We start from the raw sequence: 17,471 nt of genomic DNA, 5'->3' as shown, positions 1-17,471 counted from the left end.
CCGGAAAAATATTGGGAAACACCAAAGACGATTTCGATTTTTCGACCTCTTTCTTTTCTTCCACCTCCTCAACGACTTCATCCGAAGTCACCTTGCAACAAGCCGCCGAGATCGCGGCGAATCCTGCGACTCAGGAATACCTGTCAGGCCTGTTATGGGATCTGGACGGCGTGCGTCAACCATTGCGTTATCACCCTGAAGAAGATGCCCTCTATCACTCGCTGCAAGTGTTCGAGCTAGCGTACGCCGAGACCCGGGACCCGGAGCTTTGGGCGGCGGCGCTCTTTCACGACCTGGGCAAAAGCGTGGACCAGAAAGATCACTGCGCAGTCGGCGCCGCCATGGTGCGGGGCGTGCTGTCCAGCCGGGTGGAGTGGTTGATCGCTCATCACCTGGACCTGCTGCTGGCGCCGCAACGCACGCGCCGACGCTTGGGCGACTCTGCGCGTCTGCAGGACTTAATCTCTTTGCGGCGCTGGGACCTGGGCGGACGCTCGCTCACCGCAAAAGTGCGCAACCCGGAGCAGGCGCTGCAGTTGACGCTGGATGCTTTGATCGCCGCTGGCGCGCAGCAACCCTGATCCTGCGGCGCATCGCCGCGCAGGCGCTTTGATGCGCCGATTTATTTAGATATCAATCAGACTTTCACGGCGCAGATCCGCGCCGGTCCATTTATGAAAAGTAAACGTAATAACCGTATTCGCCGCCTGTTGGTGATTGAGGCGGCGCGCCTGATGTATGAAGAAGGCGTGGACCAATACCTGGACGCCAAGCGTAAGGCGGCGAAGCGGCTGGTGGGCGGCTATACGCTGCATTTGCCCTCCAATGGGGAAATATCCGAGGAAATATACCGCATGGCGCGTTTTGAGGAACCGGATGCGGTGACACAGCGCTTATTTGATATGCGGGTACTGGCGATGGATGTGATGGAGCAGCTGACGCCGTTTAATCCGCGACTGATCGGCTCAGTCAGCAGCGGTCGCATTCGCGCCAGCAGCGATATCGATCTGCATGTTTTCGTCGATATGCCGGAGACGTTGTTTGTCTACCTTGATGACATGGGGTGGCCCTATGAAACCAAGAGCATTTGCATACGCAAAGAGGGCCGTTTTATGGAGTTCACTCATGTCTATCTGGATATGGAATTTCCCGTGGAGTTATCGGTGTACCCCACGCAGGACTTGCGGGTAAGGGGGCGCAGCAGCACTGACGGCAAGCCTATTGACCGCCTTTCCGTGGGACGTTTGCGGGCGCTGATCATGCATGAACATCCTGAGCAATGGGAGGCGTTGATATATGGCGGCGGGGGCGTTGAGGCGCTTGCGGACTGAGCTTACGGCGAGATGACCAAAGGGTAATCCAGGGCGTGGCGAGGACTTCCGCCCTTGTGACTGATGGTTAAAGTAAGTATGGTCAATAAATGATCGGCGCCAGGCGCCGGTTAAACATGCAAAGGGTGTCGCGTGTTCGGGAGGAGCCGGTTTGGCTCTTCGTCTTTATCGACAATGAGGTTTTCAGGCGATAAATAACCGACGCGACGCCTTATGGAAAAGGGAGGATTGCAATGGCGCGGTATCAGACGATAACCGTACAAAGCAACCAAACTGCAGGATGTCGGGCGTGCGAGCGTCTGCTGTGGAACGGCGCGTCAAACCCAATCTGATGTGACTGGGACCGCAATGACGCGCGGATTGTCTTTAAAAGCTTCGATAATTCTGGGAATTGTCGGGGTTACCGTGATCGTAGCGTTGCTGTACGCCTTCGACGTACACCGCGATATCGTGCGCTTATTGGAGTGGATGAACCGACAGGGTCCGGCGGCGGGAGCGATCTTCGTCGCGCTGATGGCCGCTGCGGTAGTGCTGTTGGCTCCTGGCGTATTTTTCACTACCGGCGCGGGATTCGTTTTCGGAGTCGTTACCGGCTCCATTTACGTGATCGTCGGCACGGCGTTGGGCTCCATCGCCGCGTTTGTCATCGCTCGGCGCGGCTTCGGTGAAAAGGCGACGGCCTATGTGCGCTCCCACGCCAAAATCAGACTGGTCGACGCGGAAGTCAGCCACCAGGGCTGGAAACTGGTGATGTTGACCCGGCTTGTGCCTCTCTTTCCTTTCAAAGTGTCCAATTATCTGTTCGGCCTCAGCCGGTTCTCCCTCAGGGACTTCGCCATCGGCAACACCATCGGAATCATCCCGTACTCCGTGCATAACGTGTATGTCGGCTCGCTTGCGGCGGACGCGCTCAGTGTCTCCGTGGGCGCCGCGCAGCGCAGTCCCTGGCAGTGGGCGATATATCTAGGCGGTTTCGCGGCGTTGGCGGTGTTTCTTGTCTATCTGAATCGCATGGCCAAACGGATTCTGGCGACCTATGAGTTGCAGCAGCGGGATGCGCCGCACCTCCCGCGCGCAGCGCAGGAGTCGCCTGTGAATGAAGGAGAAGAACGATGCCGTGGATGAAATGGTTACCCTGGCGTTACATCATTAGCCGCTTCGCCCGCGCACACGGGTTCCTGGACCCGGTGGCGGTGCTGTCGCATTTACACAGGTTCTCCCAACCCTCGGAGGTGACGGAGCCAATTGAACTGCTGCGGGCGGGAGCGGTTTTTCATGCCCGGGGATTCATTAACAGCCGGGTTATTCAGCATAACCTGGACTGGGTGTGGCCGTATTGGATCACCCGTCAGTTTGACCCGGCGGACCCGTCTTTCGTGCCCCGCGCTTTCAGTCTCACTCACGTTAACCTGACCCACCGCAACTGGACCGCCGTGGGGCTGCCGGATTTGCAGGAAACGCCGCTGGTCGATCCCCGCGGGTTGTTGACGCCGCTGTGGGACGGCTGGTCACTGGACGCCTGGATTGTCACCGCCGATGGCGACATTCTGGCGCCCTCACGCTCGACAGAGACCCGTCAGGCGCTGCACACCGAAGGCTTAAGCGTGGTGACCGAAACGAAAGAACTGGACATGCGCTTGCGCGTCGAGGCGCAAGTGGTCATGCGCGACGGCGCCCCGGTGTGCCTGTTGGACATGACCGGGAATGCCGGTCGCGACGCCTGGCTGGTGTTGGCGTTGCGTCCGTACAACCCGGAAGGCGTGCGCTTTATTCATGAAGTGACGTTGAACCCGCAGCGCAATGGCTGGACGGTGGATAATGAGCGCCAGGTGGCGTTCAGCGAACCCGTCGATCGCCATCACGTCTCCGACTATCGGCAAGGAGATGTCTATATTCATCTGCGCGACGCCAAAGACCAGGAGTCCGGGGAATGCGATATTGGCATGGTCACCGCCGCCGCCATGTTCGCGATTCCCGCAGGCGGCGCCCGCAATATGCAGGCGCGGATTTTGCTGCCGGAATCGGGAGATGAGAAACCGGGCGACTGGCGGGAAAGTCTGAGCGAATGCTGCCAGCTGCAAACCTCGGATGAACAGGTGCAGTTTCTCTACGACGCCGCTGTGCGGACCCTGACTCTGTTGTCTCCCGGGGAAGTGTACGCCGGCCCCTATACCTACAAGCGTTTCTGGTTCCGGGATGCGGCGTTCATCATTCACGGCCTGCTGAGCCTGGGGCTGACCCAGCGAGCGGAGCGGGCAATAGATCGTTTCCCCAAACTGCAGGATCTCAACGGCTATTTTCATTCCCAGGCGGGAGAGTGGGATTCCAATGGCGAAGCGATCTGGATCATGCAGCGCTTCTGCGAGCTGACCGGAACCCAACCAAAAAACACCTGGCGCGACGCCGCCCGCTCTGGCGCGCGCTGGATTCTGCGCAAACGCGAACCCAACGACGGCGCGCCTCACGCTGGACTATTGCCAGCCGGATTCAGCGCGGAACATCTGGGACCCAATGACTATTATTATTGGGATGACTTTTGGGGCGTGGCTGGTTTACGCGCCGCAGCGCGCATGATGGATGGCTATGACAAATTGGCGGCGGAAGAATTCGAACGTGAGGCGGAAGTCTTTCGGCAGGCCATCGACATCAGTCTGCATCGCGCCTCGGAGCGACTGGGTCGACCGGGCATGCCGGCGTCGCCGTATCGACGTTTGGACGCGGGGGCTATTGGATCGGTAGCCGCTGGGTATCCATTACAGCTTTGCGCGGCGGACGATCCCCGCCTGCTGGATACGGTGGAGTTCCTGCTGGCCAACTGTTTTTACAAGGGCGGGTTCTTTCAGGACGTGATTCACTCCGGCGTGAATATTTACCTGACCCTGCATGTGGCGCAGGTGTTGCTGCGCGCTGGAGATTCCCGCTACGAGGCGCTGATGCAGGCGGCGGCGGACCTGACCTCGCCCACCGGACAATGGCCGGAGGCCGTGCACCCGTCCACCGGCGGAGGTTGCATGGGGGACGGACAACACGCCTGGGCGGCGGTGGAATGGATTTTGTTGCTGCGCAACTGTTTCGTGCGGGAAGAAGAGGACAGGCTGATTTTGGTGTCCGGCGTGCCTCTGCGCTGGCTGGAGGACGATCAACCCGTCACCTTCGGGCCTACGCCGACCCGGTTTGGCCCGATCAGTCTCAATCTGATCGGCGAGGGCGTCAGCGGCGGCGCGGGCATGGTGCGGGTCAGTTGGGAGGCGGAGTGGTTTGACGCAGCGCCGCTGATGGAAGTGAGACTTCCGGGCGTTTCAACTATTGAAGCGCCTCAGGAACGTAATTTCGTTGATATCAATTTGGAGGATTCTCGATGAATATCGTCATGGTCACCAACACGTATCTGCCTCATGTGGGCGGCGTGGCCCGGTCGGTGGAGAGCTTTACGCGGGAATATCGGCGACGCGGTCATAAGGTGTTGGTGATCGCGCCGGAGTTTCCCAATCAGCCTCAGGAAGAAGAGGGCGTTATCAGAGTGCCCGCCATTCAGAACTTCAATGGCAGTGACTTTTCCATGGTGCTGCCCATTCCCGGCCTGCTGGGGGAAGCTCTGGACGCCTTTCAGCCGGATATCGTGCATTCGCACCATCCCTATCTGCTGGGGATGACCGCGCTACGAGTCGCCCGGTATCGGGAGACGCCGCTGGTGTTCACTCATCACACGCTGTATGAGGAGTACACCCATTACGTGCCCGCGGACAGGCCGCTGTTCAAACGTTTCGTGGTCGAGCTGGCCACCATCTACGCCAACATGACCGACCGTGTGTTCGCCCCCAGCGACAGTGTCGCCAGCCTGATTCGGGAGCGCGGCGTGCGCATGCCCATCAGTATCGTTCCCACGGGTGTGAAATTGCTGGATTTCCAACGGGGCGAGGGCGGTCTGTTTCGGCATTCCGTGGGCGTCTCTCAGGAGGCCTATGTCATTGGCCACGTGGGGCGGCTGGCGCCGGAGAAGAATTTGAAGTTCCTGGCGGAAGCGGTAGCGGCCTTTATGTTGCTCAACCGCTATGCGCACTTTCTGGTGGTGGGAGAAGGGCCCTCGGAAGCCGAGATGCGCGATGTTTTTCAGCGCTATGGTCTCGCCGATCGACTGCATTTCGCCGGTCAGCTACAACTGCCTGATCTGGCTGACGCCTATCACGCCATGGATGTGTTTGCGTTCAGCTCGCAAAGTGAAACCCAGGGCATGGTGCTTACTGAGGCGATGGCGGCGGGGGTTCCGGTGGTCGCCCTCGACGGCGCAGGGGTGCGGGAGGTGGTGATAGACCAGGAAAACGGCTATCTGATTAAAGAGCCCTCTATCGTCGACTTTATTGGCGCGTTGCAACACTTCGGCGCGCAGAGCCGGGTGGAGCGTCGGCGTATGCAGGAATGCGCGCGGCTGACGGCGGAGAGCTTCTCTCTGAGCGCCACCGCCGAGGCCGCTTTACGGCATTATGAGAGTTTGCAGCGGCTGTCCCATATCTCCGAGCCGGAGACCGAAGAACAATGGGAGCGCGTGCTTAATCTCATCAAAGCGGAATGGAATATCGTCAAAGGCATGGCGGGCGCCGCTGGCGCGGCCATTGCCGGCGGCGGCGTGAGTTCCCAGGAGTGCGAGCAGGACAGAGGCTGAGCCTGTCTTGAAGTTCCGCCAGCGACCTCATTCGCCCTGTTAATAACAGGGCGCAACCCTTTGTCGCCAAAGGATAAAAAACGTCTAAACTTTTCGTTTCGCTATGTTATTCTTAGTCCCTTTCATTCTCCGCTCCTAAGCGCCTGCGGCTGAAATTTCCGTTCATCGCGTGTGAATCATGGCGATGTCCGGGTGACTCTCGAAAGCGAGATGGGACGCTCGTTTTGATCAGCGCAAGGCTTCGCCAGTGAGGGCCGCGATACTAATTCGGAGCGACGCATCCCGTTATCCCGTAAGGATAAAGCCGATATGAAGCTGATAAAAAAGGCCAGCCTGCATTTTCAGGAAGGAAACTCCAACAAAGTTTACGAGGTTGAGCTGAGTGAAGTCGCCAGCCGCAAGGACGACCGCTTCCTCGTCAATTTCCGTTATGGCCGCCAGGGCGGCGCGCTGCGCGAAGGCACCAAAACGCCTGCGCCGGTGACGCTGGAAGAGGCGGAACGGCTGTTCGACAGTGTCGTTGTCTCCAAAACCAACAAAGGCTATTACGACGTCAATCGCGGCGCGCCAGCGGCCTCAACGAACGACGCCCAGGTCAAACCCGCCATGCCGGAAGGGCCGACCAGTCTGTTGGTGAAGTTACTGGAAAAGCTGCGTCAGGAGTGGGATAACGGCAAGCGCGCCCGTCTGATATGGCGTTTGGGAGAATTGGGGCGCCCTGAAGCCGGGCAAGAATTGGCGGCGTGCGTCGGCAAAGGGGACTGGCTACAGGACTTCGCGGTGGCCTGGGCGCTGGGCCGCATTCGCGCGACAGATTACATGGAAGATCTGCATCGTTTGCAGAACTCGAAAAACAGCACCGTCAGCGCCATGGCCTTTGAGTCGATCCTGGCCCTGACTGACCCCTCGCAAAGAATGACGCTGTTGCAAACGCAATGGAATCAGATGCCGTCGCCCTTGCAACAGGCGCTGACTTCCGGCGACGACGTGGGCGTGCGTCTGCAACTGGAAAACGGTTTGAACGCCGCGCCCGCCGGCGCCAATGATCTATTGAAAAACGCTTATCTGCTGGCGCTGTATTATCCTGCGCTCTATCAGGCGCTGTACGGCTGGCTCAGTCAGTGCAAACTGGCGCCTGGCGTATTCAGTGGCGTACGTTATATCTACAAAGCCGCCGAGTTCCGTCTGGACGCCCCGATGTTCGCCCTGCTGGCGCGTCGTTTTGAAACCAGTCGTGAATTCTTCCAATACCAATGGGACTGGGCCTGGTTGCCGGGCGTGGGCAGCTTCAAACCGAAAAGCGAGCTGAAAAAGCCCGATCCCAAAGTCGCCTACTCCAATAAGACCCGCAATTACCTGCGTCGTCGCAGCTGGCGCAGCATCAAGCGCATCGGGCAGGTGGGCGATTTACGCTATGTCGACATGGCCACGGAAATGCTGCTTACCGTGTCGGATGCGGACGCGGGAGAAACCCGCAAAGCGGATATCTATCGCTGGGAGCGTAATGGTCGACGTTATGAGCACAAGCTGGTCGCGCGTAATTTCTATGATCATTACGCGGGCCTGATTGCGTTCAATCACATTCTACGAGGCGATAGCGCGCAGTATAAATTGGCCCCCAGTGGGCGAGCCTGGTTGAAAGTCTCCGATGAGCGCGCGGCGGACGCCCGTGAGGAAGCCTTCTCTCATTTGTGGGATCAGCGTCCTGACTGCGCTTTGCGCTTAATGTTGGAGAGCCAGTGTGAGCCGGTGCATGAGTTTGCAAGCAAGGTATTGGCTGCGAACACGTCTTTTTGCGCGGACATTGCTGTCTCTGATATTGAGCGTCTGCTGCGCAGCCGCTATGAAGCGACTCAGCGATTTGCCTTGCAGTTGGCGCGGACCCGCCTGGACGGCCATATCGAACATGGCTTGTTGCTGGCGCTGTTGAACAGCGGTCTGGATGAAGCGCGGGCGTTAGGGATGGAAATTCTTGCGCAAATGCCGCCGGCGACCCTGGTCGAAGCGCCGTTACTGGCGGCGTTATTGCTAGCGCAATACGAAGAAGTGCGCCGGTTTGCGGCGGACAAGACTGCGCAATATCCCTGGACGGCGTCGGATCAGGCGCAGTGCCTGCACACCCTGATTGAGCAGGCGTTGCACACGACCCCTGAATTGCCGCCAGCACTGTCCCAGGAATCCCATGCCGTCTGGTTGGCGGACTTCTGTATCGCCCGCTTCGCCGACGCCTGCCGGGAATTGTCCCTGCACTTGATCGACCGTCTGCTGGCGGAGCGCAATACGGCATTGCAATTATTCGGCGCGCGTTTGCTGGTGGCTCATGGCGTCGGTTTTGGCGATATTCCCGAACGCCTGTTGCAACACATCATGCAGTCGGACTCGTCGGCGGTGCGCGCATGCCAGACCTTGTTGCTGGGCAAACAGCCGGATGCCGAACTGGTCAAACAGGCGGGCGTGCTCGCCCTGCAATTCTTTGAAGGCGAAGCGGATGATCGCAATGCCGCCGCCGCTATTCTGAAACGTTTGGCGCTGGCGCAACGGGGATGGGCGGAGGCGATTCTGCATCATTTGTTGCCGTATACATTCCGCAGCGAAAAGCAGGACGGTCAGCGGGAAGAATGGCTGGTGTTCTTCAAAGACGCGCTCAGCGCCGCGTTCGACGCTGTGGACGATAGTACTTGCTGGCGCCTGCTGCAGGCGCAATCCACCGGCGCGCAGCAGATAGGCGCGCTGTTGTTGCAGGCGCGCAGTCCATTGCAGTTTAGCGTCCGTCAGTGGGCGCAGTTGGCCAAGCATCCAGACGTGGCGGTGCGTCAGTACGCCTATGACGCCTATGAAGCCAACCCGGATCGTATTCTGGCGGAGATTCGCGACGCATTGCGCATTCTGGACTCAGACTGGGATGACTGCCGCGAGTTCGGCTTCGCCTTCTTCCGCAGCCATTATGAGGAAGCGGGCGAAACCCTGTGGACGCCTGAGCTGGTGGTCTACCTGTGCGACAGCGTGCGGCCGGACGTGCAGCGCTATGGCATGGAGCTGCTGCAGCGCTTCTTCCAGGAACAGAATGGCGTCGAGTATCTGTTGAAGCTCAGTCAGCACCCTTCGGCTAATGTGCAGTTTTTCGTGAGCAACTTCCTCAATGAATACGCCGCCGGATACCCAGAGCGCATTCTCAGTCTGCAAGGCTACTTCACCACGGTGCTGTCGCAGGTGAATCGCAGTCGCGTCTGTAAGGATCGCATTCTGGCGTTTTTATCTGAACAGTCGCTGCTCAATGAGCAGGTGGCTAATATGGCGGCGGATTTGTTCACCCGCATTTCCCTGACCGTCGTGCACAAAGACAAAGCTGCGTTGATCAAGGCCCTGTTGGACCTGCGTCGCCACTATCCGCAACTGGGAACGCCGCTCAGCGTCAAGCCCGCCGAAGTAAGAGAATATTAAGGAGCCGTTGATGGAGTTTCGTTACCGTTATCACGGACACAGCCGCGTGGACAGCAATGCGGGCAAGACGGATCTGTCCTTCGCCCCGGACAGCCTGCGGCCGCCGACCCATTTCGTCGGCAAACTGAGAAAACATATCGCCTTTCGCGAAGCGATATCCGCGCTGCATAACGTAGTCATTTCCGACATGCGTTTTCAGCCCAAAGACAAAGAAGAATACAAACGCTGGCTGGCTCAGGAAGAGCAGAACATGCTGGCGGAATTCATGTCCCGCAAAGAGTCGCTGCAGACGGAGATTCGCTCTCTACGCAGCGAGCTGGACGATCTGAACAAGCAGAGCGACAAAGTGCTCAAGCCGTATTACGACGCACAGCGCAATTACTTTAACTATCTATACAAGCATGACCTGGACGCCTGGTATGTGCTGGACCCGGTGATCACAGTGCATCCGGACCAGGTATTCTTCGAATGTTTTTCCGAAGATGAATCCAGTTACGGCAAATTGAGCTGCGGTTACGAGGTGTTTGAAACCATCAGCGACACCGCCTGCGGCACCACGAACATTGATTACTCCCAGGGGCTGTATAACGAGTTCCAGAAAATCCGCGATTATCGGGAAACGCTGTTGCAGGTAGACCCCGGCGGCTTTAGCGTGCAGACCGGCGATGACGATCAGTTCGATGAGAAGAAAATCGATCTGCCGGAAAGCTGGGTGCGCGGTTTTCTACAAGTCAGTTCGGCGATGACGTTGCCGATGGTGAAGGTGGAATTGCAGCCCATGGACGTGCATAACCTGTGTTATGTGCTGCGTCGCAAGAAAGAGCGGGTCGGACCGCGGGCGATGCGTTACGAGCTGGAGCCCGGCAAGCCGGTGCGGGTGATATTCGAACCCTGGGGCGAAGAGGTGGTATGCAGTCGCTCAATCTATCAGGGCCATGAAGCGCGAAGCATTCGTGTGTGGGGACGTCGTCGTCTGCATATTCTGGAGCGCTTGATTCCGGTAGCGGACAAATTCGTCGTGCACCTCATGGGAGATGGCCTGCCCAGTTTCTATGTGGCGGAAATGGGAGATCTGACCTTTACCTTGGGTCTGTCCGGCTGGAGCGCCAACGATTGGTCGCGTATGGGTAACTTTGACCTGATGGCGCCGCGAGCGGAGGTAGATGAGATCACACTGCGCCGCGTCTATCACGGACTACAGGAAAACTGGCTGGAAAGCGCCGGTAGTCTGGCCGCCCGCTTGGGGCTGGACGACACCGTGGTGCAATCCGCGCTGTCCATTTATAGCCAGCAGGGGCAGGTTCTGTTCGATCTGGCGGAAGGGGTTTACCGTATCCGCGAGTTGAGTCGCGAGCCGTTGCCGATGACGCAGTTGCGTTACGCCAATGAGCGTGAGGAGATGGCGGAGAATTTCAACAAAGCCAATCTGGTGAAACTGAGCGCGGTGGACGTCAACGACGGCGTACTGTCATTGCAGGGAGAGGTGACCGACAACGCCGTCGCTTACCGACCCAAAGTGTCGATAGACGCCGATCAACGACTGCGTCAGGGTGAATGCCAGTGTCACTTCTATGTGCACAATCGTCTGCGCAAAGGCCCCTGTGAACACATGCTGGCGCTGCGTAAGCAACATCAGATACAGCATCCTTATGTGCTCGCTGGCGCAGAGGAGGCAGGGCGATGAACGCAATTTTTCCTGTTAAATCAACGGCGGGGTTTGCTTGCTCCGCCCAGGTTGTTATACTGCTCGACGGCGGTAGCGCGACAAAACTACCTTGCAATCCGAGCGGTGGATCGCCGTTCTTGCTATTAGACTTATCACGCTTCACTGGCCAGATCTTTACTGGGCCGTACTGCACCACCTATCGCTATTGCGGTTTGGTTTCTACGAAACCAATGAGCGATAGGTGGTGCGTACGGCGTCGAGTTGATCAGTCCAGTTCTGAGAATTCTACGAAGGGAAACCATGTCGCGCTACCGCCTTCTTTTTGCGCCGTCTCGGCGCGCTCCTATGCGTCCTCATTATCATTCCCCGCACTCAAATCGTTATCCGTCACTGTTGCAAGTCGGTCCGCCGCCGTGCGCGTTGGTCGCTGCAGTACGCGGTTGTCACCGGCATTGAGAGGAGGGCGTTGAGATGAGCGAAGAGAAAAAACTGACCCGTCAGGAAATCTACCAACGCATCCGTGAAACCAGCAAGGACGAGTACATTCTCTCCGAAATGGTGCGCTTGGGCTTTTGGCCGGACAACTCGGAAAAGCCTTCTTTGTCGGAAGCGTTTATCAAAAAACGCGCTGAGTTACAGGCCGCATTGCGGGAATTGGGGCGGCAACAGATGCTGTACTCCGATCCAGAGGACGCGCTGAAGGAAATGCACAAACAGCGCAAGAAGGCGGCGCTGGCCAAGCGGGAAGAGACGCGTCGCAAGCGCAACGAAGAGCGATTCCAGCGGGCGCAACACTGGCGCGAAGTGCAGGCGCAACAGATCACCTACCTTGGTGAAAACGTGTCAGGGGGATTGGGCGATGCAGCCTCAGATGACGCGCGTCTACGAAGTCAGAATCTGCCGGTCATAAACGCCGCCGAAGAGTTGGCGACGGCGATGGGCGTGACGTTGAACGAATTGCGTTTCCTCGCCTACAACAAAGAGGTGTCCAAGCTCAGTCACTATCAGCAATTCGCTATCGCCAAGAAAACCGGCGGCGTGCGCGAAATTTCCGCTCCCATGCCGCGTATGAAGAGAGCGCAGTATTGGATTCTGGACAACATATTGGCGCCGCTTTCTCTGCATGAGGCCGCGCATGGCTTTGTCGTCGAGCGCTCCATTGTGTCTAATGCGCAGCCTCACGTGGGCAAAGACGTGGTTATTAACCTGGACTTGAAGGACTTCTTCCCAACAGTTTCCTATGCGCGCATCAAAGGCGCGTTTCGCCATCTTGGCTACAGCGAGCAAATCGCCACTATTCTGGGGCTGCTGTGTTCGCAGCAGAAAGTGCAGGAAGTGGAAATGGACGGCCAGAAATGGTTTGTCAGCGAAGGTGAACGCTTTCTGCCTCAAGGCGCGCCCACCAGTCCGGCGATCAGTAATGTCATTTGCCGAAAGCTCGATCGCCGTCTGCAAAGCATGGCAGCCAAACTTGGATTCACCTATACCCGTTACGCGGATGACGTGACCTTCTCCGCCGACGGCAAGTCGGACGATGACGTCAAGCGTCTGTTGTGGCGCTGCCGTAGCATCATCAAGGATGAAGGTTTTGTGGTGCACCCGGATAAAACTCGGATTATGCGCAAACATCGCAGACAGGAAGTCACCGGCGTCGTCGTAAATGACAAGGCTTCGGTGGAAAGAAAACAGCTGAAGCGGTTTCGTGCGCTGTTGTTTCAAATCGATAGAGACGGTCCCGCTGGTAAAACCTGGGGGCGGGGAGAGCTGTTCGCCGTCATTGACGGATTCGCTAACTATGTGGCGATGGTGAACCCTGAAAAAGGCGTGCCGCTACAGCAGAAAGTGGCGCAGCTGAAGCTCAAATACGGCGTGAAAGTGAAGCCGTCCCGGGTATTGGCGTTGAATAAAAAACGCATGCGTCTGAAGGCGGCGAAAGGCGAAGCGCCCCGCGAAGACTGGTGGCAGGCGCAAGCGGCCGCCGCGCCGGAACGGGAGAAGACAGCGGAGCAGGTGAAGGAAGAGCGCAAGGCGGAGAAAGCGGCGCAGAAGGCGCAGGCGACTCCTGTCCCATCGTCTGTAGACGCTGAGCCAGCGCAAGCGCCTGCGCCGACACGCCCGCAACAGCAAGCGCAACCTCCCGCGCCAGGTCCTGAGGGCGAATCTCACGCAAAAACAGGGTGGATCATGCTGGCTATCGGCATACTCATCTATCTTGTGATGAAGATGCTGGCGTAAGGAAAGAGCAAAGCACTTTTGGGCGCGGTTCATGTCCCGAAGTGCTAACCGCAAGCAACGGAGTAAGGAAAATGTCCAGACACATCGGCATTGTTGCATGTAGCGCTGAGGGCGCTGCGCTCTGTTATCGCACTATCTGCGCGGAAGCGCCCGCGTTGATGGGAGAGCATCGGCATCCGGAAGTATCGCTGCATACGCATCCCGTGGCGGATTACATGCCTTATCTGAATGAGGGCGATTGGCGCGGAGTGGCTGATTTGATGCTGTCGTCCGCTCGAAAATTGGCGATGATGGGCGCGGACTTCGCCATCTGTCCGGATAACACTATTCATCAGGCGTTTCAGATGGTGCAGGCCGAATCGCCCATTCCTTGGCTGCATATCGCGGAAACCGTGGCGCAGGCGGCGCAAACGCAAGGCTATCGCAAGTTGGGAATCACCGGTACGCGCTTTCTGATGACCGGGCCGGTCTATCCTCAAGCCTTGAGCAGGTTTAATATCGACAGTCTGATTCCGGATGAGGCGGATCGCGAAATCATTGATCAGGTGATTTTCAATGAGCTGGTGAATGGGGTGTTTAAGGAAGAATCCAGATTACGTTTCAATGCGGCGATCCAGCGACTGCAAGACCGCGGTTGCGATGCGGTGGTGCTGGGTTGCACTGAGATTCCGCTGCTCGTCGATCCTGATGACTGTCCGCTGCCGACGTTGGACTCCACTCGTTTGCTGGCTCGGGCCGCGCTGATGGAAGCGCTGCGAGCGTGACGCTCCGACGTCAATGATCCTACAAGATGTGATCTCTCCACATTTCTAATTTAATCGCTCCCTGATAGCATGCGATGACGTCCACCTCATTTTCAGGAAGTCGTCCACCCTTATGAAAAATAAGAAAATAGTCGCAGCCTTTCCGTTACTGTTCCGTTGCTTGACGCTGGCGGGCGTCACGTTCCTGAGCGCCTGCTCTGACTCCTCTCCCGACGTGGGATCTCCGAGTGATGATGGTGTAGATGCGCCGCCGGAGTATCGGGTTGACGGCGATATGGATAGTCAGGACGACGCCCTCGACTGGAATCCCGCCGATGATGGCTGGCGCAAAGGGCGATTGTTCGTGGAGCTGAAGATTGAGCAGGAGGCTTCCAAAGTCGAGCACAAGGTGCATCAGGGCTTGAGCGGCCCGGAAACCACACAAATTGATTGGACATACAGCTTGGTCGCCAACGCCGATCAGGCGGTCTGGATTCGGCCGGATCTGGATAAACTGATCCCGGAAATGGCCCCTGAATACGGTCGCGGCAGCTGGGAATCAGAACCCTATATGCCGTTGAATGACGACAGCGAACTGGTCGTGCAGGGCGACGTGAAAGTCAGTCTGTACTTCGACTCGCAAACGCCGGATGCGTCGGATTATGTGCGCACCAGGCGGGAAGTATCGGCGTCGGGGAAGGTCACCGGTTTGACCATCAAAACCCTGCAGCCCTCGCTGTACGGGCAGGGCTACGAACTCTATGCGGAATGGGAGCCATCCTTGAATGTCAGGGATATCGCCACGCTGACTGATCGTAAAGGCGCTGATCAGGTGCTGGACGAAAGCGGCTCCAGCAATGAACCTATCAAGCTGCGCTTATATCCCACACTCAATGCGGACGGCATCAATGACTATCCCTTGGCGAGCAGTGATGATCCGGCAGAAATCAAAGAAGGGATGAAGAAGTTTGAGCAGGAAGTCTGGCAATCCCTGCAACAACTGCCTGACGCTCCGGTGTTAGGCGAAATCCGCACTGGCCTGATCACTGAGCAAAGCAAGGACAGTCTGACCCTGACCTACGAATACAGCGGCGACAAGCAAATGCCCTATTGGCCCAGCCTGGAAGCCCTGGCCGCCAGACCCGATAGGAAAAACACCATGAAGGTCAGAGTGCGGTTGCAGGTGGATTGATCGAGAAATAATGTCGCTTATCTACTGATAAACAGCAGAAATAAAAAAGCCGGCGTAAGCCGGCTTTTTTGCACTACATGTTTGGATAGTTGGGACCGCCGCCGCCTTCCGGGGTGACCCAGATGATGTTCTGGGTGGGGTCTTTGATATCGCAGGTTTTGCAGTGTACGCAGTTTTGCGCGTTGATCTGGAAGCGCTTGCCGCCGTCGTCATTCTCCACCACTTCGTAAACGCCAGCAGGGCAGTAGCGCTGCGCGGGCTCGTCATACTTGGGCAGGTTGTAGTTGATCGGCACGTCTTTGTCCTTGAGGGTCAAATGACAGGGCTGATCTTCTTCATGGTTGGTGTTCGACAGGAACACCGATGTCAGACGGTCGAACGTCAGCTTGTTGTCCGGCTTCGGATAGCTGATTTTCGGACACTCGCTGGCGGGCTTTAGAGCCTCGTGGTCTTTCTTCAGATCACGCAGAGTGATCGGCAGGCTTCCACGCAGAATGTTCTGCTCGAAGAACGCCAGAGCGCCGCCCAGGATGTTGCCGAACTTGTGCATGCCCGGTCCGAAGTTTCTCTCTTCGTACAGCTCTTTGTAGAGCCAGGACGTTTTGAACTTATCCGTAAAAGCGGTGAGGTCTTCTTTGCCTTCAGAGCCTTGCTGGAGCGCTTCAAACACCGCTTCCGCGCCCAGCATGCCGGACTTCATGGCGGTATGAGAGCCCTTGATCTTGGAGAAGTTCAAGGTGCCAGCGTCGCAACCCAGCAGTAGACCGCCAGGGAAGGACTGCTTGGGCAGAGAATTGAAGCCGCCTTTGGTGATGGCGCGCGCGCCGTAGGATACGCGCTTGCCGCCTTCCAGATATTTACTGATTTCCGGATGCAGCTTCAGGCGCTGAAATTCTTCGAATGGAGAAACGTGCGGGTTGCTGTAACCCAGGTCGGTGATCAGACCGACGTAAACCTGATTGTTCTCCAGGTGGTAAAGGAAAGAACCGCCGGTAGAACTGCTTTCGGCTAATGGCCAACCCGTCGTGTGAACGACCAGGCCAGGCTCGTGCTTGGCGGGATCGATATCCCACAGCTCTTTAATGCCGATACCGTAATGTTGCGGGTCTTTGCCTTCGTCCAGCTTGAATTTTTCGATCAGCTGTTTGCCCAGATGACCGCGGCAGCCTTCGCAGAACAGGGTGTACTTGGCGTGCAATTCCATGCCGGGAGTGTAGGAATCTTTATGCTCGCCATTGTGGCCGACGCCCATGTCGCCGGTAACGATGCCTTTTACGCTGCCGTCTTCATGATACAGAATCTCGGCGGCGGGGAAGCCGGGGTAGATTTCCGCGCCAAGGCCTTCCGCCTGCTCCGCCAGCCAGCGGCACAGGTTGCCCAGGCTGATGATGAAGTTGCCTTCGTTGTGCATATTGCGGGGCACGAACGCATTGGGCACCTTGATGGCGTTTTCCTGGCTGCGTAATACGAAAATGTCGTCTCGGGTGACGGGAGTATTGAGGGGAGCGCCTTCTTCTTTCCAATTAGGGAAGAGCTCGTTCAGAGCGGTGGGCTCGAAAACGGTGCCGGCCAGAATATGCGCGCCGACTTCCGATCCTTTCTCCACGACGCATACGGTCAGTTCCTGCCCTTTATCCTTGGCCAACTGGAGAATTTTGCAGGCGGCTGACAAGCCCGCCGGTCCTGCGCCCACGATTAGTACGTCAAACTCCATCGATTCGCGTTCCACCATTGATCTCCTTTTAGCTTCACAACTCTCAGTCTAAAAAGTTTATAGGCAACACGGCTTTTGGGGGTCGCGAAAAGCTGCGACGATGCTGTCCCGCGGAAGCGGTCGAGCTGCGTCCCTGACTGATTTTATCCTGTCTTATTTTTCCGACTACGCTGTGCTGCAGTTATTAAAAATCGTCAGAAGTATAATGGATTAAGTCCAGGTAGCATATATCATTCGCCCACTCAAACAAACGTTTGTTTGAATTTTTGCGGAAAATCGCCTTTAATAAGCGGCACGCAGTTAAGAAGAGCGTTTCCGGCGTTGAGCGTCGGGGTCTCAGGCGTCGCCTGCGAGGCCGCTTCCTGAATTCCGGGACGGAGTAAACCCGAATCTTTTTCGGCGTTAACAATAAATCGATCGTCCTTTGATCGCAGGTCCTTTTCGGACGCGTCAAGCGCGTCCCTGAATATTGACCTGAGTGGGATAAGC

11 protein-coding genes are annotated in these 17,471 nt (G+C 57.3%); 10 read left to right on the top strand and 1 reads right to left on the bottom strand.

From position 1 onward, the window contains the following. Positions 1-11: 11 nt before the first annotated feature. The 10 genes from KP814_RS17835 (at position 12) to KP814_RS17790 (ending at position 15,268) form a co-directional block, all read left to right on the top strand. Positions 12-581: an HD domain-containing protein gene (locus tag KP814_RS17835; protein WP_253938459.1), complete on the top strand. Its 570-nt coding sequence runs from the start codon at positions 12-14 to the stop codon at positions 579-581. A gap of 93 nt (positions 582-674) precedes the next feature. Beyond that, positions 675-1,331, top strand: a complete 657-nt coding sequence (locus KP814_RS17830) for a nucleotidyltransferase (RefSeq protein ID WP_253938458.1) — start codon at positions 675-677, stop codon at positions 1,329-1,331. 405 nt (positions 1,332-1,736) lie between these two features. Continuing rightward, positions 1,737-2,456: a TVP38/TMEM64 family protein gene (locus KP814_RS17825; protein WP_371824066.1), complete on the top strand. Its 720-nt coding sequence runs from the start codon at positions 1,737-1,739 to the stop codon at positions 2,454-2,456. Next, positions 2,444-4,693: a hypothetical protein gene (locus KP814_RS17820; RefSeq protein WP_216738011.1), complete on the top strand. Its 2,250-nt coding sequence runs from the start codon at positions 2,444-2,446 to the stop codon at positions 4,691-4,693. Before KP814_RS17825 ends, KP814_RS17820 begins: the two co-directional genes overlap by 13 nt. Further along, positions 4,690-5,991 carry a glycosyltransferase gene (locus KP814_RS17815; RefSeq protein WP_216738010.1) on the top strand — a complete coding sequence of 434 codons (1,302 nt, stop codon included), beginning with the start codon at positions 4,690-4,692 and terminating at the stop codon, positions 5,989-5,991. Before KP814_RS17820 ends, KP814_RS17815 begins: the two co-directional genes overlap by 4 nt. Before the next feature lie 309 nt (positions 5,992-6,300). After that, positions 6,301-9,432 (top strand): WGR domain-containing protein, encoded by a 3,132-nt coding sequence (locus KP814_RS17810; RefSeq protein ID WP_216738009.1) that lies wholly within the window; start codon positions 6,301-6,303, stop codon positions 9,430-9,432. A gap of 10 nt (positions 9,433-9,442) precedes the next feature. Beyond that, on the top strand, positions 9,443-11,116 hold the full coding sequence (locus KP814_RS17805) for an SWIM zinc finger family protein (protein WP_216738008.1): 1,674 nt from the start codon (positions 9,443-9,445) through the stop codon (positions 11,114-11,116). Positions 11,117-11,569: 453 nt separating this feature from the next. Beyond that, positions 11,570-13,333, top strand: a complete 1,764-nt coding sequence (locus tag KP814_RS17800; protein ID WP_216738007.1) for a reverse transcriptase family protein — start codon at positions 11,570-11,572, stop codon at positions 13,331-13,333. A 71-nt stretch (positions 13,334-13,404) separates the two neighbouring features. Then, a complete protein-coding gene (locus KP814_RS17795; protein WP_216738006.1) occupies positions 13,405-14,097 on the top strand; it encodes an aspartate/glutamate racemase family protein in 693 nt (230 codons plus the stop codon). A gap of 112 nt (positions 14,098-14,209) precedes the next feature. Beyond that, on the top strand, positions 14,210-15,268 hold the full coding sequence (locus KP814_RS17790) for a hypothetical protein (RefSeq protein WP_216738005.1): 1,059 nt from the start codon (positions 14,210-14,212) through the stop codon (positions 15,266-15,268). A gap of 73 nt (positions 15,269-15,341) precedes the next feature. Here the strand turns inward: KP814_RS17790 and KP814_RS17785 are convergent, their stop codons facing one another. After that, positions 15,342-17,000, bottom strand: a complete 1,659-nt coding sequence (locus KP814_RS17785) for an electron transfer flavoprotein-ubiquinone oxidoreductase (protein ID WP_253938457.1) — start codon at positions 16,998-17,000, stop codon at positions 15,342-15,344. Positions 17,001-17,471 lie beyond the last annotated feature (471 nt).

It is taken from the genome of Hahella sp. HN01 (assembly GCF_018986435.1).
Taxonomy (GTDB): domain Bacteria; phylum Pseudomonadota; class Gammaproteobacteria; order Pseudomonadales; family Oleiphilaceae; genus Hahella.
Note: the sequence above shows the minus strand (reverse complement) of the source record. Positions and strands in the feature narration are given on the sequence as shown.

Coding starts and splice junctions, on each gene's coding strand:
- KP814_RS17830 (WP_253938458.1), top strand. CDS start 675: ATGAAAAGTAAACGTAATAACCGTATTCGCCGCCTGTTGGTGATTGAG.
- KP814_RS17820 (WP_216738011.1), top strand. CDS start 2,444: ATGCCGTGGATGAAATGGTTACCCTGGCGTTACATCATTAGCCGCTTC.
- KP814_RS17815 (WP_216738010.1), top strand. CDS start 4,690: ATGAATATCGTCATGGTCACCAACACGTATCTGCCTCATGTGGGCGGC.
- KP814_RS17810 (WP_216738009.1), top strand. CDS start 6,301: ATGAAGCTGATAAAAAAGGCCAGCCTGCATTTTCAGGAAGGAAACTCC.
- KP814_RS17805 (WP_216738008.1), top strand. CDS start 9,443: ATGGAGTTTCGTTACCGTTATCACGGACACAGCCGCGTGGACAGCAAT.
- KP814_RS17800 (WP_216738007.1), top strand. CDS start 11,570: ATGAGCGAAGAGAAAAAACTGACCCGTCAGGAAATCTACCAACGCATC.
- KP814_RS17795 (WP_216738006.1), top strand. CDS start 13,405: ATGTCCAGACACATCGGCATTGTTGCATGTAGCGCTGAGGGCGCTGCG.
- KP814_RS17790 (WP_216738005.1), top strand. CDS start 14,210: ATGAAAAATAAGAAAATAGTCGCAGCCTTTCCGTTACTGTTCCGTTGC.
- KP814_RS17785 (WP_253938457.1), bottom strand. CDS start 17,000: ATGGTGGAACGCGAATCGATGGAGTTTGACGTACTAATCGTGGGCGCA.